The 22,046-nt window shown below is 69.2% G+C and carries 20 protein-coding genes and 1 pseudogene; 6 read left to right on the top strand and 15 right to left on the bottom strand.

The window, feature by feature from the left end:
• Both B9G38_RS06755 and B9G38_RS06760 read right to left on the bottom strand, forming a co-directional pair.
• Nucleotides 1–241 (bottom strand): annotated as a pseudogene (locus tag B9G38_RS06755) (hypothetical protein); the annotation flags it as partial.
• Nucleotides 234–1,814, bottom strand: a complete 1,581-nt coding sequence (locus tag B9G38_RS06760; protein WP_086219898.1) for a methyl-accepting chemotaxis protein — start codon at nt 1,812–1,814, stop codon at nt 234–236. The gene B9G38_RS06760 and the pseudogene B9G38_RS06755, both read right to left, overlap by 8 nt.
• A gap of 179 nt (nt 1,815–1,993) precedes the next feature.
• Here B9G38_RS06760 and B9G38_RS06765 point away from each other — a divergent pair, with 179 nt between their 5' ends.
• Nucleotides 1,994–2,443, top strand: coding sequence for an acyl-CoA thioesterase (locus tag B9G38_RS06765; RefSeq protein WP_049931896.1), 450 nt, complete (start codon nt 1,994–1,996; stop codon nt 2,441–2,443).
• Between the two features lie 75 nt (nt 2,444–2,518).
• Here B9G38_RS06765 and kdgK1 read toward each other — a convergent pair whose 3' ends face one another.
• Together kdgK1 and B9G38_RS06775 are read right to left on the bottom strand one after the other, a co-directional pair.
• A complete protein-coding gene (gene kdgK1 / locus B9G38_RS06770; protein ID WP_086219907.1) occupies nt 2,519–3,475 on the bottom strand; it encodes a bifunctional 2-dehydro-3-deoxygluconokinase/2-dehydro-3-deoxygalactonokinase in 957 nt (318 codons plus the stop codon).
• 89 nt (nt 3,476–3,564) lie between these two features.
• A complete protein-coding gene (locus tag B9G38_RS06775; protein WP_086219899.1) occupies nt 3,565–5,586 on the bottom strand; it encodes a glycoside hydrolase family 36 protein in 2,022 nt (673 codons plus the stop codon).
• Between the two features lie 121 nt (nt 5,587–5,707).
• On the opposite strand from B9G38_RS06775, the gene bga reads away from it, so the two are divergent.
• A complete protein-coding gene (bga, locus tag B9G38_RS06780) occupies nt 5,708–7,819 on the top strand; it encodes a beta-galactosidase Bga (RefSeq protein WP_086219900.1) in 2,112 nt (703 codons plus the stop codon).
• A gap of 1,159 nt (nt 7,820–8,978) precedes the next feature.
• Here bga and B9G38_RS06785 read toward each other — a convergent pair.
• Genes B9G38_RS06785 through B9G38_RS06810 form a run of 6 tightly spaced genes read right to left on the bottom strand, consistent with a single transcriptional unit; the run spans nt 8,979 to nt 15,413 of the window.
• The gene (locus B9G38_RS06785; protein ID WP_086219901.1) at nt 8,979–9,833 is read right to left on the bottom strand and encodes an SDR family NAD(P)-dependent oxidoreductase; all 855 of its coding nucleotides are present in this window, start codon (nt 9,831–9,833) and stop codon (nt 8,979–8,981) included.
• Nucleotides 9,834–9,873: 40 nt separating this feature from the next.
• Nucleotides 9,874–11,022, bottom strand: coding sequence for a galactonate dehydratase (gene dgoD / locus B9G38_RS06790; protein ID WP_049931892.1), 1,149 nt, complete (start codon nt 11,020–11,022; stop codon nt 9,874–9,876).
• 6 nt (nt 11,023–11,028) lie between these two features.
• Nucleotides 11,029–12,150: an ABC transporter ATP-binding protein gene (locus B9G38_RS06795; RefSeq protein WP_086215462.1), complete on the bottom strand. Its 1,122-nt coding sequence runs from the start codon at nt 12,148–12,150 to the stop codon at nt 11,029–11,031.
• Nucleotides 12,151–12,153: 3 nt separating this feature from the next.
• Complete coding sequence (locus B9G38_RS06800; RefSeq protein ID WP_049931890.1) at nt 12,154–12,990, bottom strand: carbohydrate ABC transporter permease; 837 nt, start codon at nt 12,988–12,990, stop codon at nt 12,154–12,156.
• Nucleotides 12,990–14,060: a carbohydrate ABC transporter permease gene (locus B9G38_RS06805; RefSeq protein WP_049931889.1), complete on the bottom strand. Its 1,071-nt coding sequence runs from the start codon at nt 14,058–14,060 to the stop codon at nt 12,990–12,992. The genes B9G38_RS06800 and B9G38_RS06805 overlap by 1 nt, the downstream gene beginning before the upstream one ends.
• A gap of 18 nt (nt 14,061–14,078) precedes the next feature.
• The gene (locus B9G38_RS06810) at nt 14,079–15,413 is read right to left on the bottom strand and encodes an extracellular solute-binding protein (RefSeq protein WP_086219902.1); all 1,335 of its coding nucleotides are present in this window, start codon (nt 15,411–15,413) and stop codon (nt 14,079–14,081) included.
• A gap of 324 nt (nt 15,414–15,737) precedes the next feature.
• On the opposite strand from B9G38_RS06810, the gene B9G38_RS06815 reads away from it, so the two are divergent.
• The 3 genes from B9G38_RS06815 to B9G38_RS18035 all read left to right on the top strand — a co-directional run bounded on the left by B9G38_RS06815 (nt 15,738) and on the right by B9G38_RS18035 (nt 17,434).
• Complete coding sequence (locus tag B9G38_RS06815; RefSeq protein ID WP_049931886.1) at nt 15,738–16,484, top strand: IclR family transcriptional regulator; 747 nt, start codon at nt 15,738–15,740, stop codon at nt 16,482–16,484.
• A 60-nt stretch (nt 16,485–16,544) separates the two neighbouring features.
• On the top strand, nt 16,545–17,183 hold the full coding sequence (locus B9G38_RS06820; protein ID WP_049931885.1) for a bifunctional 4-hydroxy-2-oxoglutarate aldolase/2-dehydro-3-deoxy-phosphogluconate aldolase: 639 nt from the start codon (nt 16,545–16,547) through the stop codon (nt 17,181–17,183).
• Between the two features lie 74 nt (nt 17,184–17,257).
• Nucleotides 17,258–17,434 carry a hypothetical protein gene (locus B9G38_RS18035; RefSeq protein WP_158093824.1) on the top strand — a complete coding sequence of 59 codons (177 nt, stop codon included), beginning with the start codon at nt 17,258–17,260 and terminating at the stop codon, nt 17,432–17,434.
• On the opposite strand, the gene B9G38_RS06825 is transcribed toward B9G38_RS18035, so the two are convergent.
• Nucleotides 17,428–18,291, bottom strand: a complete 864-nt coding sequence (locus B9G38_RS06825; protein WP_049931883.1) for an ABC transporter permease — start codon at nt 18,289–18,291, stop codon at nt 17,428–17,430. The two genes, B9G38_RS18035 and B9G38_RS06825, sit on opposite strands and share 7 nt — an antisense overlap.
• Complete coding sequence (locus B9G38_RS06830; protein WP_086219903.1) at nt 18,288–19,355, bottom strand: ABC transporter ATP-binding protein; 1,068 nt, start codon at nt 19,353–19,355, stop codon at nt 18,288–18,290. Before B9G38_RS06830 ends, B9G38_RS06825 begins: the two co-directional genes overlap by 4 nt.
• Before the next feature lie 57 nt (nt 19,356–19,412).
• Here B9G38_RS06830 and B9G38_RS06835 point away from each other — a divergent pair, with 57 nt between their 5' ends.
• A complete protein-coding gene (locus tag B9G38_RS06835; protein WP_086219904.1) occupies nt 19,413–19,871 on the top strand; it encodes a hypothetical protein in 459 nt (152 codons plus the stop codon).
• Nucleotides 19,872–19,877: 6 nt separating this feature from the next.
• On the opposite strand, the gene B9G38_RS06840 is transcribed toward B9G38_RS06835, so the two are convergent.
• The 3 genes from B9G38_RS06840 to B9G38_RS06855 all read right to left on the bottom strand — a co-directional run bounded on the left by B9G38_RS06840 (nt 19,878) and on the right by B9G38_RS06855 (nt 22,023).
• Nucleotides 19,878–20,822 carry an ABC transporter substrate-binding protein gene (locus B9G38_RS06840; protein ID WP_086219905.1) on the bottom strand — a complete coding sequence of 315 codons (945 nt, stop codon included), beginning with the start codon at nt 20,820–20,822 and terminating at the stop codon, nt 19,878–19,880.
• Nucleotides 20,823–21,115: 293 nt separating this feature from the next.
• On the bottom strand, nt 21,116–21,382 hold the full coding sequence (locus B9G38_RS06850) for a hypothetical protein (RefSeq protein WP_086215456.1): 267 nt from the start codon (nt 21,380–21,382) through the stop codon (nt 21,116–21,118).
• Nucleotides 21,379–22,023: a class I SAM-dependent methyltransferase gene (locus tag B9G38_RS06855; protein WP_086219906.1), complete on the bottom strand. Its 645-nt coding sequence runs from the start codon at nt 22,021–22,023 to the stop codon at nt 21,379–21,381. Before B9G38_RS06855 ends, B9G38_RS06850 begins: the two co-directional genes overlap by 4 nt.
• Nucleotides 22,024–22,046: the final 23 nt, after the last annotated feature.

Here is a 22,046-nt window from a genome sequence, read left to right on the forward strand (position 1 = left end):
GGTACGCGACGTAGTCGGAGAGCAGCTGCCCAGCCTCCAGCGTGCCGCTCCCGACCGAGACCGACCCGATCCCGGCGCCCCACGTCCCGATCCCGACCCCAGCGAGCGCCACGACTGCGACGAACGGGTAGCAGTACCGTCGAAGCTCGGCCGGCTTGCGCCGCGCCAGCGCGAGCAGCACGACGGCGGAGACCGCGTAGATCCCCGCGGAGGCGAGCCGCACCGTCGACGGCTCAATCATCGGCGCTCACCTCCGCGTCGCCGGCGGTCGGGCTCGCGGCCGCCGCCGCGCCCCCGGCGCCGCCTGCGTCGGCCCGCGTCTCGAACTGGGCGAGCCGCTCGGTGAGCGACGCGGTCCGCTCGGAGAGCGCCGTCGCCGTCTCCGCCAGCTCGCCCACCGTCTCGGCCGTCTCGTCGGCGGTTTTCGCCAGCGTCCGCGCGCGGTCCGCGGCGTCGGTGGCGGAGCCGTGGACCGCCTCGACGCGCGCCGCGACCGACTCGATCCCCTCGGCGCCCTCGTCGGTCGCCCGCGCGATGTCGCCCATCGCGACGTCGACGTCCTCGACGGTCCCGGTGAGCTCCTCTATCGCCTCGCCCGCGGCCTCGACCGCCGACGTCGTCTCGTCGAGCTCCGTCATCGTCCGGTCCATCTCGCCGGCGACCGCGGAGACGTCCGCGGTCACCTCGCCGATCGTCGCCTCGATCTCCGTCGTCGACTCGCGGGTCTCCTCGGCGAGCCCCTTCACCTCGTCGGCGACGACCGCGAATCCGTCGCCGTCGCCGCCCGCGCGCGACGCCTCGATCGAGGCGTTCAGGGCGAGGATGTTGGTCTGCTCGGCGATGTCGGCGATCACGTCGGTCGTCTCCGCGACGCCGTCCATCCGGTCGTCGAGCCCCGCCACGAGGTCGTCGAGCTCCGCCAGCAGGTCGCCGATCTCGACGATCGCCTCGACCGCCTCGGTCGCGCGCTGCTCGCCCTCCTCGCCGAGCTCGGCCGCGGCGCTCGCGTCGCCGGCCACCTCGTCGGTGGTGGAGGCGATCTCCTCGACGGTCGCTGAGAAGTCGTCGGTGTCGGCGGCCGTCTCGCGCAGCCGGTCGGTCTGCTCGTCCAACTCGTCGGCGAGCGTTCGCATCTCGTCGGCCACCTCCTCGTTCATCGCGGCCACGTCGTCGGCCTCGGCGGCCATCTCCTCGCTCGTCGCCTCCACGTCGCCCGCGAACGTCTGGATGTCCTCGATCGTCGTCGAGAGCCCGCCGGTCATCTCGTTGTACGCGGCCGTGATGCGCTCGATCGCGTCGACCTCGCTCTCCTCGGAGAGCTGTCGGGAGAGGTCGCCGTCGGCCGCCCGCTCCATCGCGCCGCCGATCTCGTCGGCGCGTTCGAGCAGCGTGTCGGAGAGCTCCTCGGCCTCCTCACGGGCCGTCTCCGCCTCCGACTTCGCGCGCTCGGACTCCGCGACCGCGTCGCGGAGCGACCGCCGCGTCTCGTCGAAGGCGTCGAACAGCCGCCCGATCTCGTCGACGCGGTCGGACGTCGCGCGGGCGTCGAACTCGCCGCGTCCGACCGCCTCCGCCGTCTCCGTCAGCCGCCGCAGCTCGACCGCGACGTTCCCGACCAGCACGATTCCCAGCAAACCGAGGTTCAGGGTGACGACGACGCCGACCGAAGTCAGCGCCGCCGTCGCGGCCGCCGGCGTGCCGACCGTCGCCACGTGCCCCGCGAAGAGGGCGACGAAGCCGAGCGTCACGCCGAGCGTCAGGAGGACGGCCGCTCCGACGCGTCGCCCGTACCGCGCGGTGATCACGTTCAACATACGTTGTTTGAGCGGAGCCAACAGCCCTATTTAGGAGTGAAGGTCAAATTATACGGCTCGATAATTTGACGGGTCTGCGGGGGCCACGAGGCGGGCGAGCCGGACTCCCCGGAGCGGGCGTCGCGAGGCCCGCACGACCGAGGACCGGTGTTTTTCCCGCGGCCGCGCCACGGGCGAGCATGCCCAGCGTCAGCGAGACCTACATCGAGAACCGCCAGCGCGTCCAGCCCACCCACACGAACAACTACGCGTCGGCCCACGGGGGGAACGTCGTCAAGTGGATGGACGAGATCGGCGCGATGTCGGCGATGCGCGCCGCGGGCGAGACCTGCGTCACGGCCAAGATCAACGAGCTCGACTTCAAGCGGCCGGTGCCGCAGGGGGACACCTGCGTCATCGAGTCGTACGTGTACGCGGTCGGGCGGACGAGCCTCCGGACGCGGATCCGCGCGTACCGCGAGTCGCCGCGGACCGGGGAGCGCGAGCTCACCACGGAGTCGTACTTCGTGTTCGTCGCCGTCGACGCCGACGGGGAGCCGACGCCCGTCCCGGACCTGGAGGTCGCGGGCGAGCGCTGCCGCGAACTCCGCGACGAGGCGCTCGCCGCGGAGCCCGACGAGGACCGCTGAGCGGCCGAGACGACCGATCCAGACGAAGACCACCGAACGTGCGGGCCGACCGCCGCGCGCGCGACGCTCGACGCGTCAGCGGCTGATCCGGTCGGCGCCGTCGATGACGGACGCGACCTCCGCGCGGGTCGTGACCGCGAGGTCGCCGTCGGTCGTCCGCTTCACGGCCGCCGTCGCCGACCCCCACTCCAGGGCCGCGGCGACGTCGCCGCCCCGCAGTCGCTCGGCGACGAACCCGGCGACGAACGCGTCGCCGGTGCCGATCGCGTCGAACGTCTCCGCCTCGAACACCGCCTGCTCGTACACGTCGCCACCCGTGAGCGCCGTCGCCCCCTCGTCGCCGCGGGTGACCACCACGGTGTCGAGGGCGTGGTCGGTCGCGAGGCCGTGGGCGACCTCGACGGCGTCGCCGTCGCGGTCCAGCACCGCCCGCGCGTCCCGGTGCGGGACGAACAGGGTGTCGACGTGCTCGAACAGCGTCTCGTACGCGTCGCGCGCCTCGTCGGGCCCCCACAGCTTCGACCGGTAGTTCAGGTCGAACGAGCGGGTGGCGCCCGCCTCGCCCGCGCGGCGCAGGAGCGCGGTCGTCGTCTCCGCGGCGGCCGGCGACAGCGCCGGCGTGATCCCCGTCGTGTGGAACCACTCCGCGCCGTCGAGCGGCGCCGCGGGGAGCTCGTCGGGCTCGACGGTCGTGATCGCGGCGTCGGCGCGGTCGTAGATCACGTTCGTCCCGCGCGGGGCGCCGCCGTGTTCGAGGTAGTACGTCCCGACCCGACTCCCGTCCGGGTCCGCCCACGCGACTTCCGGGCTGACCCCGTGACTTCGGAGCTCGCTCGTCACCCGCCGGCCGAGCGGCGAGTCCGGGAGCTTCGACAGCCACGCGGCGTCGACGCCGAGCCGCGCCGCGCCGACCGCGACGTTGCTCTCCGCGCCGCCGGCCTGGACGGCCAGCTCGCGCGTCGTCTCGAGCCGGTCGCCGCGCGGCGGCGACAGCCGGAGCATCGTCTCGCCGAAGGTCACGAGGTCGGTCATCGGCGCCACCCCACACAGCAGGTCTCGAACGTGTTCATACCCGGTGCTACGCTCGACCAATTATAAGAACGGGTGATCGGCGGCGGTCGTCACTCGCGGTCGAGCGCGAACGTCACGCGCTCCCCGTCGACCGCCGCCGTGAGGGCCCCGTCTCGAACGGTCGCCCCCGACGCGCGGTCCGACCCCCCCGTGAGCGTCGCGGCGTCGCCGAGCAGGTCGCCGTCCTCGGCCGAGACGACGGCGAACACGGCCGCGCCGTGCGGCGGCAGCTCGCGCTCGACGACCGGACCGGCGGCAACCGAGCCGGAGAGCCCGTCCCAGACGACCCGGTCCGATTCTGGTCCCCCCCTCCACCCGTGCTCGCGCGCGTCGAACCTGACGGTCGACGGCTCGTCCGCCCAATTAAACAGGGCGACGGTCGTGGCCCCGTCGCCCGGCCGGTCGCAGACGACTCGCGACGGGAACCGCTCCTCGTCGAGTCGCCCGACCTCGCCGCCGGTCGCGGGCGGGATCGTCCGTTCGAGAAGCCGGCGGCCGGCCGCACCGATCTCCGCGAGCCGGTCAGAGAACACGTTCACGCCGCCGGTCGCGGCGACGAGCGCCGCGAACGACTCACGCTCGGCCGCGGTGAGGTCGCTCGTGTCTCGGACGAGCTGGCAGTCGGGGTCGTTGAGCCACCACCGCCGGTGGAGAAAGTTTCGGGTGAGTGTGTTGCGGACGGCGTTTTTCAGCCCCGGCTGACTCCCCGACTCCCCCGGCGTCTCCCATGTCGGGTCAGTGTCCGGGCCGACCCGCATGGCGTCGAAGAGCCCGACGCTCGGGGCCATCGGCGCGCCGCAGCCGAGGAGGAACGCGTCGTCGCCGGCCGCCTCGGCGATCGCTTCCACGCCCCGCCGATACGCCTCGATCCGGGTGGCCTCGGGGTCGTGCCGCTCGCCGGGGAGTGCCGCCGCGAAGAGGAAGTCGAGCTTCAGGTAGGTGAATCCCCACTCGTCGACAACCGTCGAGACGGTCTCGCGGAGCCAGTCGAGGACCTCTGGGTGCGTCGTGTCGAGCCCGTACAGCTCGGACCCGGCGCGGAAGCCGCCGTCGACCGGCGTTCCCGGACCGTCGCCAGCGCCGTCCGTCGGCTCCGTGACGAACCAGTCCGGGTGGTCGGCATACAGGTCAGCGCCGGCCTCCACGTAGAACGGCGCGAGCCACAATCCCGGGCGGTACCCCGCGGTCGCGATGTCACCCGCAACGGCGCTCATATCCTCGAACCCGTCGGCGATCGACCGCCAGTCACCGAACGCCTCCATGTAGCCGTCGTCGACTTGGACCACGTCGACCGGGATCTCCCACCCTCTGAGTTCCGCGAGGTTCTCCCGCACGTCCGCCTCGGTGACATCGGTGAAGTAGTGGTACCACGAACACCACCCGGTCGGCGCGCGCTCGGGTACGCGGGCGTCCATCCGCTCGCCGACGCGGTCGGCCAGCGCGGCCAGTCCCTCCCGCAGGTCGCGGTCGGCGTCAACCCACAACGGCGGTAGCTCGGTCCGCTCGCCGGGCGCCAAGCGCGTCCCCTCCAGCGGACACACCGCGCGCAGCGTCGCGATCCCGTCGGCGTTGTCGGCCACCTCGAACCGCGTGCAGAACCGGTCGTGTTCGAGGAACCCCGCCGTGACGCCGCGATCCCCCTCGACGAGCCCGGTCAGGTAGCTGCTGACCCGGTCGTCTGTCGACGCCGCGAGGTCGTTCATCATCGGGGCGTTGTCGGGGTCCTCGATCGGGAACCGCTCTCCGACGGAGAGCGTCCCCGTCGGCGTCCACGACTGGTACCCGTGCCGGTACACACGCGCGTCAGCGCCGAACGCGGTGTCGAACGCGCACGTCACGTCGCCGACTCGGACCGGTTCCTCGCCGGCGTTCTCGACGGTCACGGTCGCGGTCACGCCGCCGCCCTCCGTCGACAGCGACACCGCTGCGACCCGCACCCGCCCGTCTTCCCCGTCGGTCGCCGCCGCGTGGAGGCTCCCGACAAGGAGGTCGCCGGCGTCGTCCGCGACCGTGACCTCGCGGTCGGTCGGGTCGTACGTGACTGCGGTGGTGTGCGCCCTGCCCTCGTTCATATCACACCCTCTCCGTGCCCCCACAAATACCCTGCCACGCGAGCGCCCCGTCGGGCGGAGGCCGACCGCCGTCGACTCCGCCTATCCGAACGCTTAGGTGACACGGTCGACACGGTGAGCCATGCGAACCGGAGTCTGTTACTTCCCGGAACACTGGCCGAGCGAAGAGTGGGAACGCGACATCGCCGCGATGGCCGACGCCGGCCTCGAATACGTGCGGATGGCGGAGTTCTCGTGGGGAGTTCTTGAGCCCGAGCGCGGGGAGTTCGACTTCGGGTGGCTCGACGAGGCGATCGAGCTCGTTGGCGACCACGGGATGGAGGCGGTGTTATGTACGCCGACGGCGACGCCGCCGAAGTGGCTAGTCGACGAGCGGCCGTCGATCCGGCAGGAAGAGCCCGACGGCACCGTCCGTCAACACGGCAGCCGCCGCCACTACTGTTTCAACTCCACCGCCTACCGCGAGGAGACGGCACGGATCGTCGAGCGGGTCACCGAACGGTACGCCGACTCGCCGCACGTCGCCGGCTGGCAGACGGACAACGAGTTCGGCTGTCATCGGACCGTCCGCTGTTACTGCGACGACTGCGCCGAGGCGTTCCGGACGTGGCTCGCGGACCGCTACGGCGACATCGACCGGCTCAACGAGGCGTGGGGGAACGCGTTCTGGAGCCAGCAGTACGGCTCGTTCGAGGAGGTCGACCCGCCGGGGCCGACCCCCGCGGAGCACCACCCCTCACGGCTGCTGGCGTACGCGCGCTTCGCCAGCGACTCGGTCGTCGAGTACAACCGCCTCCAGGCCGACCTGATACGCGAGGCCGACCCAAACTGGTTCGTTACTCACAACTTCATGGGACGGTTCCCAACGCTGAACGCCTACGACGTGAGCGCGGACCTCGACCGCGTCGCCTGGGACTCCTACCCGACGGGATTCGTTCAGGACCGCTACGACGGGGAGGCGTCGCCGGACCAGCTGCGGGCCGGCGACCCCGACCAGGTGGGGATGGACCACGACCTCTACCGGAGCGCGCTCGACAGGCCGTTCTGGGTGATGGAACAGCAGCCGGGCGACGTCAACTGGCCGCCGCACTGCCCCCAGCCGGGCGAGGGCGCGATGCGGCTGTGGGCCCACCACGCCGCCGCTCACGGGGCCGACGCGGTGCTCTACTTCAGGTGGCGGCGCTGTCTCGAGGGGCAAGAGCAGTACCACGCCGGCCTCCGGAAGGCGGACGGCTCGCCCGACCGCGGGTACGCTGACGCCGCGCGCGCTAGCGAAGAGTTCGCGGCGCTCGACAGCGCCGACCACGTGGACGCGCCGGTGGCGGTCGTCTTCGACTACGACTCCCTGTGGGCACTCGACGCGCAGCCCCACGCCCCGGAGTTCGACTACTGGGCGCTCCAAGAGGCGTTCTACGGCGCCGTCCGCGGTCGCGGCGTCCAGGTGGACGTGGTCCCGCCGAGCGCCGACCTCTCCGGATACGCCGCCGTCGTCGCGCCCGCGCTCCACCTCGTCACCGAGGACCTCGCCGACCGGCTGACCGACTACGTCGCCGGTGGCGGGGAGGTCCTCTTCGGACCCCGAACCGGCGTGAAGGACGCGGAGAACAAGCTCCGACCGACGTCGCAGCCCGGCCCGCTGACCGACCTCGTCGGCGCGGCCGTCGACCAGCACGAGTCGCTGCCGCGGCGCCTCGAAACGGCGGTCCGGCGGGCGGACGGTCCCACGGACGACGGGAGCGATGCCGACGACGGCGCGGCGCCGTCCGCCTCGTTCCGGACTTGGGCCGAGTGGCTCGACCCGGACGCCGCTGAGGTCCGGTACACGTACGAGGTCGACGGGCCGGCGGACGGTCGACCGGCGGTCGTCGCCAACGCGGTCGGCGACGGACGCGTCACCTACTGCGGGGTCTGGCCCGACCCGGACCTGGCGGACGCGCTCGCGTCGGCCCTGCTCGACCGCGCGGGTATTCGTTACGCCGATCGGCTTCCGGACGGCGTCCGCGTCGGCTACCGCGGCGGCCACACGTGGGTGACCAACTTCACGGGCGACCGGCTCCGACTGCCCGGGATCGACCCCGACTCGCTCGCGGTCGACGACGCCGACCGGGACGCCGTCGACGCGGCGGGTGACGGCGGCGAGGACTCGCGCGCTGACACCGCCGTTGTGGGGTTGTACGGAGTCGTCGTCATCGAGGGCGACCGCGTGGACGGTCTGCGGGTCGCTCAGCCGTAGTCGGACACGTCAGTCGAAACATACGGCTCCGCTGAATCCCATTCTTAAACCTTTTCGCCTGAAACAGCCGGTCGTTGAAGAGTGCTACCTGATCGATAGCGGGAGTGAGTGTTGCAGATCGGTGGTGCGATTGACATCCTCCTCCGCGTAAACGCGGAGGAATCCTGAGCGTTGGAGATTTCAGGTTTACAGTTCCACCGAACTCCGACACGGTGAGAATCCGTGTGGGGTTCACGGACTGCGACGGGTGGGACTGCTGGGAGTGCCAAGCCCCCGGTACTCCTATCCTCTATCGTGTTCGGACTCCCGGAGTTGTTTTTGCCTCGGGGAGTCCGGCAGACTTCGCTGGACTTGGAGTTACTTTCTGTGGTGCGTACAGCAGTCGGGCACTACATCGGTTCATTGTAAGAACCGACCGTTCACCCAACTGGTTCCGATTACTGTCTCATTGCTTGGGGCGGACAGGCCGCCATCGTAGGACTAACGGGGGTCGCTCTGTTCCCAGTCTGGTTCCTACCTATACGTGGGATTGCCTGTCACTTTAAAATGCGGATTGCCAAATCTCAGTGTGGCTATTGTAGCGTAGATTGACTCCGAGTTGTCGGATTCATCCTGCGGCTGAAGCCGCAGGTATTCTCCTTGATCTATATAAGATATTTAAATAGGCGTGCGCCACGGCGTCGATCGTTTATAAATGGACGAAGCGGTCGGCGCGCGCCCGGGAGCGGGCCGGAGGCCCGCGAGCGGCGCCGCGCGAGGGAGTCGGTGGCGGGCGGAGCGAAGCGACGGCCGCCAGCGACGAGGATGGGGAGGTTTGAGGCTGCGGTGCTGTTCCGGGGCGGGAATCGAAGGGGCAGCCGCGAAACCGCCACAGGCGACGCAAGCACCGCAGGGAGGGAGTGGCAACGACCGACTGAGGACCGCAGCGAGCGCATCGAGTCCTCGCGACTGGGGCTTTGGAGGTGTTCACCGCGTCGTCGAGCGCCTATAAACAGCTACCAGCAACACCACTTGATCGCTTATAAACGACCGCACTCGCGACCTGCGATACGCACTCCCGCCCTCACCCGTTGCCGTCCCCGTATTGATTACGGCGATTCACAGTGTGTGATCGTCGGAGCAGTTCAACAGCCACCAATTCGGAATCTTCCTCGACCGGCTACTCCGAGCGCTCTCGCGCCCGGTAGTCCGGGAGGGTGTCGTCCTGCATCACCGCGCTGCGGCCGCCGTCGACGAGGAGGGCGGCGCCCGTGACGAAGGCGGCGTCCTCGCTCGCGAGGAAGGAAACGGCCCCGGCGACGTCGGCCGGCGTGCCGATCCGGCCGGTCGGGTGGATCGACTCGACCTCCTCGAACCGCCCCTCGGGGAGCTCGTCGCGCGTCCGCTCGATCTCGACCCAGCCCGGAACGACCGTGTTCACCCGGACCCGGGGGCCGAAGTCGACGGCGAGCGACCGCGTCATGCCGTTGATCCCCGCCTTCACCGCGTTGTATGGGAAGTGCGCGGGCATCGTCGCGTACGCGTGGTTTGACGAGACGTTCACGATCGCCCCCCGGTCCATGTGGTCGAGCGCCTCCCGCGCCGCGAGCCAGTACGCCCGGAAGTCCGTCTCGACGACGAACGCCCAGTCGTCGAGCGTCGCCTCGTCGGCCGCGGTCTCGGTCTGGACGCCGGCGTTGTTCACGAGCACGTCGAGCGAGCCGTACTCTTGGACGGCCGCCTCGGCGAGCGCCGCCACGTCGTCCGGGTCGCGCATGTCGGCGCGGACGAACGTCACGTCGCCGGCGGACGCGCAGTCGGCCGACTCATCCGGGGACAGGTCCGCGATCCGGTCGACGACGGCCTCACCGGCCTCGACGGTGCGGCCGCTGACGACGACGTTCGCGCCCTCGGCGGCCAGCCGCTCCGCGATTCCGGCACCGATGCCGCGCGTCGACCCCGTGACGATAGCGGTCTTCCCGGCGAAGCGTCGGGGCACCGCGTGGTCGGTCGGTGATTCGTGTCGGCGGGTCATCGCTCTCTCCCGCGTCGCCGCGTTTGTGTCAGCATCCGGATCACCACTCCGCCACGGAGCCGTCGTCGTGCCGCCAGACGGGGTTGTGCCAGTCGACGTTGCCGTGCTGTTCCCGGACGTGCTCCTCGTCGATCTCGATCCCGAGCCCGTCGCCGCCGGGGATGTCGACGAAGCCGTCGCGGTACTCGAACACCGCCGGGTCGGCGAGGTAGTCCAGCACGTCGCTCGTCTCGTTGTAGTGGATGTCGAGCGACTGCTCCTGGATCAGCGCATTCGGCGTGCAGGCGTCGACCTGAATGCAGGACGCGAGCGCGATGGGCCCGAGGGGGCAGTGCGGCGCAATCGACACGTCGTACGCCTCGGCCATGGACGCGATCTTCTTCATCTCGGTGATCCCCCCCGCGTGCGAGACGTCGGGTTGGATCAGGTCCACGGCGTCCGCCTCGAGCACCTCCTTGAAGTCCCACCGCGAGTACATCCGCTCGCCGGTCGCGATCGGGATCGTCGTCGACTGCCGGATCCCCGAGAGCGAGTCGTTGTGCTCGGGCAACACCGGCTCCTCGATGAACATCGGGTCGTAGGGCTCCAACGCGGCCGCGAGCCGCCGAACCATCGGCTTCGACACGCGCCCGTGGAAGTCGACCCCAATGTCGACATCGTCGCCGACGGACTCCCGGACGGCCGCGATCCGGTCGACCGCGTCGTTCACGGTGGCCGGGGTGTCGATCGGCCGCAGCTCCGCGGTCGCGTTCATCTTCAGCGCCGAGAACCCCGCGTCGACCTTCTCGCTGGCGGCCTCGCCGACGTCTGCCGGCCGGTCCCCGCCGATCCACTGGTAGACGCGGATACGGTTGCGCGCGCGGCCGCCGAGCAGCTCGTGGACTGGCGCGCCGAACTGCTTCCCCTTGAGGTCCCACAGCGCCTGGTCGACGCCGGCGATGGCGCTCATCAGCACGGGGCCCCCGCGGTAGAACCCCCCGCGATACATCGCCTGCCAGTGGTCCTCGATCCGCGTCGGGTCCTCGCCGAGCAGGTAGTTGTCGAGCAGCTCCTCAACGGCCGCGACGACCGTGTGCGAGCGCCCTTCCACGATCGGCTCCCCCCAGCCGACGGTACCGTCGCTCGTTGTGAGCTTCAAGAATAGCCAGCGAGGCGGTACTTCGAACAGCTCGTAGTCGGTGATGTACATGATCGCTTAGTTCTGTGTCGTTCCGACGACAGCGCTGTCGACGGAGTCCGTTTTGGTTTTCAGCGCGTCGCCGGTCTCGACGTCGAACAGGTACAGCGCCGCCTCGTCGAAGTCGAACGCGACCTGTGACCCCTCCGCCGGCCGGACCGTTGGGCTGACGCGGGCGGTGAGCTCGTGGCCGCCAATCTCCATGTAGAGGAAGTTCTCGTTCCCCATCGGCTCCACGACCGTCACGTCGGCCGCGTTCCGACCCGATTCGACGACCTCGATGTCCTCCGGCCTGACACCGACACTGACCCGTTCGTGTCCGTCGACCGGCTCCGAGTCGTCGAGCTCGTACGCGAACCCCCCGGGACCCGCAAGGGTACCGTCTTCCACGTCGGCCGTAAGGAGGTTGATGCTCGGCGATCCGATGAAGTCGGCGACAAACCGGTTCACAGGCGAGCGGTACACCTCCTCCGGCGACCCGACCTGCTGGAGTACACCGCCGTCCATCACGGCAATCCGATCGCCCATCGCCATCGCCTCCGTCTGGTCGTGGGTGACGTACACCGTCGTCACGTCAAGGTCGGCCTGTAGCTCCTGTAGCTCGGTCCGCATCTCTGAGCGGAGCTTGGCGTCGAGGTTGCTGAGCGGCTCGTCCATCAGGAACACAGACGGCTCTCGAACGATCGCCCGTCCAAGGGCCACGCGCTGCTGTTGCCCCCCGGAGAGTGCCTTCGGTTTCTCGTCGAGCAACTCGCGTATCCCGAGCATTTCGGCGACGTCCTCAACTTTCGCTTCGATCTCGTCGCCGGTCAGCTTCGTCGAGAGCTTCAGCCCGAAGCCGATGTTACCCCGGACGGTCATGTGCGGGTACAGCGCGTAGTTCTGGAACACCATGGCCACGTCCCGTTCGCTGGCCCGGTACTCCGTGACATCCTCGCCGTCGAACCGTATCGTCCCCGCCGTCGCGTCCTCAAGACCGGCGAGACAGCGGAGCGTCGTCGACTTCCCGCAGCCGGACGGCCCGACCAATACGAGGAACTCGCCGTGGTCGATATCGACGGAGAGGCTCTCCACGGCGACCACGTTCTCGGTTCCGGAGTCGTACACCTTGTCTAATTCCGTGATGTTGATTCCTGACATTGGTTACTCTTTGAGCGACCCCGCGAGGATGCCACTGACGAACTGTTTCTGTAGCACTAAGAACAACACGACCATCGGAACGATGGCAAGCGTCGCCGCCACCATGATCTGGTCGTAGTAAATCCGCTGGAACCCGGTCAGCTGCGCCAGTCCGATGGGGATGGTGTACATGTCTGCCGACTCGAGGATCACGAGCGGGTACAAGAACAGGTCCCACTGGAACAGGAACAGGATGATCGCCAGCGCGGCCAGCGACGACCGCATTGTCGGTAAGGCGATCCGATAGAATATCTGGAACTCCGTCGCGCCGTCCATCCGGGCGGATTCGAGCAGCGCGTCCGGGATCGATTTCATGTTCTGCCGCATGAGGAAGATTCCGATGGGGTTGGCCGCCCACGGGAGGATGATCGCCCGGAAGGTGTTTGTCCAGTCCAGCTGTGCCATCAGCAGGAACAGCGGGATGACGAGCAGCTGGATCGGTAACACGAGCGTCGCCAAGATCGTATAGAAGATCGGTTCCTTGTACTTGAACTCGTACTTGGCGAACGCGAAGCCACCCATCGAACACAACACGAGCGAGAGCAGCGTGTAGACGACGGCGATGAAGACGCTGTTCCGGATCGTACGGACGAAGTCGAGCCGCTCCTGTAGTGCCGCGAAGTTGTCGAGGAATGCGGTGCCGGGAATCAACCGCGGCGGGAACTGGAGGAACTGCTCCTGTGGGAGCGTCGCCGCCACCAGCATCCAGTACAGCGGTACCATCATCACCACAACCATCGTGATGACGAAGGCGTAGGTGAGGAACCGCCAGACCGCGTCCTTCCGGCGTTGATCGCGCATCAGTCCTCACCCCCGAGCTTGATCTGGATGATTGAGAAGATGCTAACGACCACCACGAACACGACCGTAAGCGCACTCGCATAGCCGAGGTTGAAGTTGACGAACGCCTGCCGGTAGATGTACTGGACGATCGTGATTGTCGCGTTCGTCGGGCCGCCGCCAGTGATGACGTACGGCTCGGCGAACAGCTTGAACGTCCCAATCGTCGACAACACGACGACGAATAGCAGCACCGGTTTAAGCTGCGGGAGCGTGACGTAGCGGAACTTCTCCCACCGGTTCGCTCCGTCGATCTCAGCCGCCTCGTACAGCTGCTGTGGGATCGTCTGGAGACCAGCGAGGAGGATAATCATATTGTACCCCGTCCACCGCCACGTCACCGCGGCGATGATCGTGTTCCGAGCCCAAAACTCACTGGTCAACCACGGTATCGGACCGAGCCCGACACCGGAGAGGACGTAGTTCAGGAATCCCAGCTGCTCGTTGAAAAGCAGCAGGAACACCGTCGAGTACGCGACGAGGTTCGCCGAGACCGGCAGCGCGATCGCGGTGCGGAACACTCCCTTGAGACGCATGAACGAGGCGTTCAGCGCGAGTGCGAGCGCAAGTGCAAGCCCAATCATAAGCGGGACCTGAACCGCGAGGATGTACGAGGTGTTGAACATCGACTGCCAGAACAGATCGTTGCCGAGCAGGCGGGCGTAGTTCCCGAGCCCGACGAAATTCAGCTGCGCGATCTGCGGAATCTCGACGTACAGCGGGCCGAGGTCGATCCAGAACAGCGATCCTTCGCCGACGCCCTGATACTCGAAGAACGACAGATACAGCGTGTAAAACACCGGGAAGGCGAGAAACAGCCCGAACAGTACGAAGAACGGTGCGATGAACAGGTACGCGACGCGCGGCAGCGCCGGCATCGCCGCCGTCAGATCCTGCCTGGCGAACCGCACTCTGTCCCATCCCGGTCGCGCCGCTCGTCTGAGCCGTCTCCCGACGCTCTGTATCCTCGCCCGGGCGCGTCGGCGGTACGTCTGCTCGACGCGGTCGTTTGTCTCGTCAGAAGTGGCCATTCGATCGGTCCCTCCGAGTTACGCGAGGTCCCGATCGGTGTTCTCGGCGACAGTCTCCGCGGCCGCCTGGACGGCTTCTTCGGGCGACTGCTCGCCGTTGATCATCCGCTGTAACTCGGTCTCGATGGCCTGTGACACCTCTGGCGTGTCCGCGGTAAACCGGTATCCGGGCGCGTCCTGTGCGACCTCAGCGAAGAGCGCTCGTGCGGGCTGACCGTCGTAGAAGTCCAGTTCCTCGTCGAAAACCGGGTCGTCGTAGGTGGTCTCCAGCGCCGGGAAGAGACCGTACTCGTCATACATCGCCAGCTGCATCTCCTTGGTCGCCAGCGAGAACTCCATGTAGTCCCACCCACGCGCATGGGCCTCGTCGGACACCTGGTCGGCGATCATAAGGTTGGAGCCGCCCCAGTTCGACGCGCGCGGCCCGCCCGACTCCAGCGCGGGGATCTTGAATACTCCCCAGTCGCCCGCGGTGTCGGGAAGCTCGGCCCGCAGAGTCCCTTCCATCCACGCCGCCGAGGGGAGCGAGGCGATCGTCGCGTCGCCGTAGGCGCTGAACCAGGCGGACGTCCATCCTTCAATGTTGGCCGCGATATCGGCGTCATAGATCTCCTTTATATTGCGGGCCACACGGAGCGACTTCTCGTTGTGGATGTTCACCTCGCCGCTCTCGAGGAAGGGCTCGCCGGACAGCTGGCGGAACTGATACCGCCAGACGCCGGAGAGGTCCCCCTCAGGGAGGTTGAGCATGTACTGGTCATCTGGGAGCTTCTGGCCCTCCTCGATGAACTCCTCCCACGTCTCGATGCTGTCCGGGTCGATATCGTGTTCGTCGTACACCGACCGGCGGTAATACACCGCCGTGGGACCGGTGTCCCACGGGAGCGCGTAGATGTCGCCGTCAACGGTGAGGGCCTCCCACTTCCCAGAGACGAAGTCGTCCTGAACGCCCGCTTCCTCGATCTCGTCGGTGAGCGGCGCGACGGAGCCCGTGTCGATGAACGACGGGCCGTCGACGGACTCCAACATGGAGACCGCCGGCGCGCCGGAGCCCGAGAGCAGGTTCGTCTGGAGTCGGTCCTTCATCGCGGACCGACCGAACTCCTCGACGGCAACCGTCGCGTCGTTCTCGGACTCGTACTCCTCGGAGGTTATCATCAGCGCTCGCGCGGCAACATCCCACCCCCACACGTTGATCTCCGACGCCATGCCGTTGCCGCCGTCGCTCTCGTCGCTGCCGTCGCTCCCGTCACTGCCGTCGCTCCCGTCGCCGCCGTCTCCCCCACTTCCTGGGTCGCCGGTTCCGATACACCCTGCGAGTCCCGCGAGCCCCGCGAGTCCCGCGCCTTTCATGAGTCTACGTCGCCCGTATTGGGCGTAGTTTGGTTTGTTAGTCATGATCGAACCTGACTATCAGTCTCTTGCGTTACAGCTATATAAAATTACTGGGCATTTGTCCTAAAAACGGCTCAGAACCGCTTCATTTGTGTTTTCACGAGGTGAACAGAGGCGATATATATGTGTTTTTTCGAATTTGTTCCGTCCGAACCCAATAGTGTGAGCATAATGTAATTAATTTATAGACTACAACCATAATATAATACTCTTATCGGTGACTGTGTTCTCCTATACTAAACAAGTGTTATACCGCTGTCTCTCATACCACTCTCAGAAACGATGGGAGATACGGACACCATCACTGTTCAGGCGACGGAGACGTCCATGCAGATCGTCGAGGAACTATACGACCGTGACGGCGCCGGAGTCACCGAGTTAGCCGACGCGATGGACGTCTCGAAAAGCGCGGTTCACAACCACCTCTCGACGCTCCGTACGCTCGGTTACGTGAAGAACACCAACGGGACCTACGAGCTCACCCATCGATTCCTGCGGATCGGGTTCGGGACGAGAGAACGCAATCCCGTCTATCAGGCGGCGCAAAGCGAGATACGAAAACTGGCGCGGAACACAAACGCGGTCGCGAACCTCGTGGTTCCGGAGAACGCGGACGCCGTCTATCTACATCGAATCGGCGCCCGAGACCACCCGATCTCGATCGGTGGGAGCGTCAAGCTCCATGCCGCCGCGGCCGGCAAGGCGATCCTCGCGTTCCGGTCGGCGGACGCGGTCGACGAGTACGTCGGCCGTCACGGCCTCGACCCGAAAACCGACCGGACAGTGACCGACCGGGCGACGCTCCGCTCCGAACTTCGGTCTATCAGGGACCGGAACATCGCGTTCGACCGCGGCGAACTCGACCCGGACTGGCAGTGCGCCGCCTCCCCCGTCGTCGTCGACGGCGACCCTGTGGGCGCGGTCAGCGTCTCTGGCCCGTCAGACGAGATGCAGGGGAAGCGGTTGGAGGAAGACACAGCCGGACTCGTCTCCAGCGCCGCGAAGACTATTGAACTCGAACTGTTGTGACGCGGCGCGACCGCGCTCAACACGGTTTAATTTAATATCCCTCCCCGAAAGATACTCGCCATGCGAACCGACCGACTCGACCGGATCACGGACAGCGGCGTGATCGCCATCCTCCGTGGCGTCGGCGTCGAAGAGGCCCCGGCGGTCGCCGACGCCGTCACCGACGGCGGCGTGACGGCCCTGGAGGTGACGGCGGACACGCCGGACGTGACGGCCGCGATCGAGGCGGTCGCCGAGCGCGTCGACGACGCCGCGGTCGGGGTCGGCACCGTCCTCGACGCGGAGACCGCCCGCGCGGCGCAGCTCGCCGGCGCCGAGTTCGTCGTGACGCCGACGGTGAACCGAGAGGTGATCCGGACCGCGAACCGGTACGGGACGCCGATCGCGGCCGGCGCGTACACGCCGACAGAGGCGATCGAGGCGTTCGAGGCCGGCGCGGACTTCGTGAAGGTGTTCCCGGCGAAGACCGGCGGTCCCGCCCACGTCGCGGCGCTCGGCGGGCCCCTCTCGCAGGTCCCGCTCGTCCCGACCGGCGGCGTAACGGCGGACGACGCCGGCGCGTACGTCGAGGCTGGCGCGGCGGCGGTCGGGGTCGGCGGCGCCATCGTCGATCACGACGCGATCGAGGCGGGGGCGTACGACCGGATCGCCGCGGACGCGCGGGCGGTGGTCGAGGCCGTGTCGGCCGCGCGGGAGTGAACCGGGTGGCTCCGACTCAACGAGGGGGGTCCCGACCCGACACGCACATATGCCGCCGCGAACGTCGTTCGGGTATGCGTAAGTCCGGACGGGTGTTCCTCGCCGGCGTCGCGGCGGCGGGCGTCGCGGTCGAACTGTTGCTGTTGGTCGGGGCGCCGACCTCGCTGGTCCCGACCGGCGCGCTCGGCGCGGCGATCCCCGTGGCGCTGACGTACGCCGTGATGACAGCGGCCGACGACGGCGCTCAGTAGTCGCCGAGCACGCCGAGCCGCCGCGCTCGGCGCGTCGCCAGCTGGAAGACGAGGTATCCTCCGGCGAGGTAGCCCCCGGCGACCGCGACGAGCAGCGCCAGGTCGGCGGGCGGGAACTCCCACAGTCGGGTCCCGTCGACCATCGCGCGCTGGAGCATCGCGCTGCCGTGCGCCAAGGGGAGGACGCGCGTCCACGGGAGATCGAAGACGGGCGCCGAGATCAGCCCGACGAACCCGAACTGGAGGAGGTTGAGCCAGTTGCCGATCCGCTTGTACAGCACCGTCACGCCGCCCGCGGCGAAGCCGAGCCCGAGGACCGAGACGATCGACAGCCCGGCGACGGCGACCACCGTCACCGGCGCGAGGCTGAGCCGCGTCCCGGTCGCGAGGAGCATCACGGCGAGAATCACCGCGCTCGTGAGGAAGGTGCGCACCACCTTCGCGACCCCCTTCAGCAGGGCGACGGGCGCGAAGCCGAACGGCGTGGTGATGTGGCGTTCGAGGGTCCCCCACTGCACTTCGCTGCCGATGTCGTTCGACACCGAGGAGTACGCGCCCACCGACAGCGTCCACAGGAAGTAGCCGACGACGATCCCCTCGATCGAGTCCGCCAGCGCCTGTCCGGCGAGCAGCTGCCCGCCGAGGAACAGCGCGGCGAAGAAGAACAGCGACACCACGATCCCGCCGATCGCGTTGGCCGGGTATCGCACGAAGATCAGGAACTCCCGATAGAGGACCGCCCGCGCCAAGTGGTAGTAGGTGGCCGGCCGGGGCTCGTCGTCCGGCCGCACTCCGTCGCCGGGTTCGGCCGCGGCCGCGCCGCCCGGATCCTCCGGCGGGCTCGTGTCCGCGCTCATCGCCGGTCACCCCCGGACGGGGCACCGAGGTCGCTCCCCGTGCGTTCGAGGAACACCTCTTCGAGGTCGGGCTGGACCGTGCGGATGTCCGAGACGGTGACGCCGGCCGCCCGCAGCGCGTCGGTCAGGTCGTACAGCCGGTCGCCGCCGGCCGCAACCGTCACCGCGGGCGGGCGCGCCTCGCGGTCGACGTCGAGGACCTCGAACGCCTCGCGGAGGCCCGCGACCGCCTCGGCGTCGAGGTCCGGGCTGGCCACGCGCACCGCGTCGCCCGCGGCCGCGCCGAGCAGCGCCTCCACGCTGTCGTCCGCGACGATCCGCCCGTTCGACAGCATGACGACGCGGTCGCACACCGCCTCGATCGTCGTCATGTCGTGGCTGCTGACGACGATGGTGAGCCCCTCCTCGACCGCCAGCCGGCGTAACTCGGCCCGGAGCGTCCGCGCGCTCTCCACGTCGAGCCCGAGCGTCGGCTCGTCGAGGAAGACCAGCTCCGCGCCGCCCGCCAGCACGCTCGCCAGCGACACCTTCTGTTTCATGCCGCGCGAGAGGTCCCGAACGGGCGTGTCCGCCTTGTCGGCCAGGTCGAGCCGGTCGAGCAGGCGGTCGTGACGCGCCGCCACGGAGTCGGGGTCGACTCCGCTGATCGTCGCGAAGTACCGGAGGTTCTCCCGGACCGTGAGCCGCCAGTAGTCGTTGCGCGCGCCCTCCAACATCGCGTCCACGTCGGCGTAGGCCGCGCGGCGGCCGTCGCCCACGTCGTTGCCGAACACCCGGACCGACCCCGCGTCGGGGACGACGATGCCCAGCGCGCACTTGATCAGCGTCGTCTTACCAGCGCCGTTCGGTCCGAGCAGCCCGACGACGGAGCCGCGCTCGACCGCGAGACTCACGTCGTCGACCGCCGTCACCGCGTCGTCGCCGTCGCCGAACCGCTTGGTGAGCCCCTCGACCGCGAGGGCCGGCGGGCCGGCGTCGTCGTCCGGCGACTCCTCGCCGCGTGCCGCGTCCGTCTCGTCGCGCTCGCGGGGACCGCCGCGCGCGCTCGTCGCGCTCCGTGCCATCTATCCCCCAGTACGCGCCGGCGGCGGATATATCCGCGCTCGCCGGTGACCCTGCGTGTGGACCTCGACCGCTTCGCCGCCGACGCCCCCGAGGACGACGCGCCGGGCGACGCCCGCGTCTGCGTCGTCGCGACGCAGCCGGACGCCTTCGAGCGCTGCCGCGCGGGCTTCTACCCCGCGCCCTGCTCGTACGACCGCACCCGCGCCGAGTTCGCGTATCTGGCCTTCTACCGCACCGCGCCGGTGTCGGCGATCACCCATTACGCCCGCGTCGACGCCCGCACCGAGCAGACGCGCGGCGAGCCGGGGCCGATGGACGAGGACGACTGGGCGGCGCTCATCGACCCGTTCTCCGAGGAGCGCGTCGTGGTCGTCTTCGAGCTCGACAAGCTCGTCCCGCTCGATCGGCCCGTCGAGAACGACCTGAACGGCATGCGCGGCGCGTGGTACTGTACCGTCGGCGACCTCCGCGAGGCGGCCACGCTGTCCGCGCTGCGCGAGTCGTCCGAGGCGTAGGCCATATCACCCGCCGTCGGCGCGGACGGACGGCGTCACCGTGGAGTCGACGCGCGCGACGCGGTCGTGGTCGCCCGGGGGCGTCGCGGCGTGCTCGGGGTGGAGACACGCGAACAGCGCTTCTAAGGAATCGACGAGCCGGTGGCTCGGGCGGTTGAACAGCCCGTTGCCGTCGACAGCGTAAGCGCGGTCGCGGCGGACCGCTGCGAGGTCGTCGAAGCCGGGCCGCGCCGCGAGGTCGCCGACCGCGTCGACGGCGCGCTCGCGGTCGAACCCGCAGGGCGCGACGACGAGCGCCTCGGGGTCGGCGTCGGCGACCGCCTCCCACGCCACCGGTTCCGAGGGGCCGTCCGGCTGGAACGCGGGGTCGCCGCCCGCGAGTTCGACCATGTCGCGAACCCAGTGGCCCGCGCGGAGCGGCGGGTCGGTCCAGTCGAGGACGGCGACTCGGGGGCGGCCCTCGTCGGCGACCGCGCGCTCGGCGCGCTCGCGGACCGCGTCGACGCGATCGCGGAGGTCGGCCCGGAGCTCGTTTGCGGCCGTCTCCTCGCCGACCGCCTCGCCGATCCGCACCACGTCGTCGAGGGCGTCCCCAAACGAGTGCGGGTCGCACGCGAGCACGTCGGGCACGGGGTCGAGCCGCTCGGCGGCCGCGCGGACCTCGCTCGCGTCGACCGCGCAGACGTCGCAGGTCGCCTGCGTGACCAGCAGGTCGGGGTCGAGGGCCGCGAGCCGCTCCTCGTCGAGGTCGTAGACCGCGCCGTCGACCGCGCGCATCTGTTCGTCGATGTCGGCGGCCGAGCGGTCCGCGTGGTCGACGACCGTGCTCGTCAGCGTCGGTAACTCGCGGGCGGCGGGCGGGTGGTCGCAGCTGTGAGAGACGCCGACCGGCTCGACGCCGAGCGCGAACAGCGTCTCCGTGGCGGAAGGCAGCAGTGAGGCGACGCGCATGCCCGAAAGAACGCGCTCGACGGGCAAAAGCGAGGGGGCCGGCCCGCGCTACCGAGCGGGGAGCCACGCGAGGAGGGGCCGCGAGACGACGTAGCCGGCGTACAGCAACGTCGCGACCGTCAGGGCGGCTGACGCCGTCTGGAACCACCGCGCCGTCGGGGCGTCGAGCGTGTTTAGCAGCGTGACGGCGAGCAGGGTACTCAGGAGGACGAACCGCGCGTCGCGCCGATCCGTGCCCGGCCGTGGAACGGAGCTGGTGAAAATGGTCGGTGGTTTCGCGGCCGACGCGACGCCTACTCCGTGACGGCCTCAGCGGTCGCCGTCGCGTACGCGGCCGCGAGGTCGCCGTTCGGCAGGGCGTCGAGCGCGGCCCCGCAGCCCCACCGGACGCGGTCGCGGCGCTCGCCGGCCGGGAGCTTGTTCGTCGCCACTGTCTCGGCCGTGTCGAGGGCGGCCCGCGCGGTCGGCTCGTCGCCCTCGGTCGCCGCGGTCGACGCCGCGACGAGCAGCTGTTCGAGGCTCGCTCGCACGTCGTGAGGGACCTCGTCGGCGTCGGTCACGAGTTTGCTTCCCTGTCGGGCGTCTCGCCGAGCGTCGCGAGCGCGAACTCGGTGCTGCTGCCGAGCGGGTCGGTCGCAGTCGGCGTCTCGACCTCGGTGAACCCCGCGGCGCGGAGCTGGTCGAGCGTGCGCTCGCGGCCAGGTGCGGAGAAGAACATCTCGCCGCCCATCCAGCCGCGCCGGACCGTCTCGAAGCGGCCGCCCGGCAGCGTCGTGAGGAGTCGCCCGCCGGGACGGAGGACGCGGGCGAACTCCGCGTACACCTCGGGGTGGCGCTCCCGCTCGACGTGAAACACCGCGTGGTACGCCGTGACCGCGTCGAAGCGGTCGGCCGCGAACGGGAGCGCCGACATCTCGCCGTGGACGAGCCGGGCCTCGGGGACGGTCTCTCGGGCGAGGTCGAGCCCCCGGCGAGAGATGTCGATCCCAATGCTGCCCGGCGGGAGGTTCGCGAGCGTGCGCGCGCCGTCGCCGCAGCCGACGTCGAGGACGAGCGGGTCGCCGTCGCCGACCGCGGGGTCACTTGCCAGCGCGTCGAGCAGGTCGTCGATCAGCGCCGCGTCCGAACCGTCGGGGTCGCGGCGGGCGGCGTACGTCTCGGCGACCTCGTCCCACGCGCGGCGCACCGCGTTGCGGTCCATACCGACGTGACGGGCGCGAGCGG

The organism is Halorubrum sp. SD612 (genome assembly GCF_002135005.1).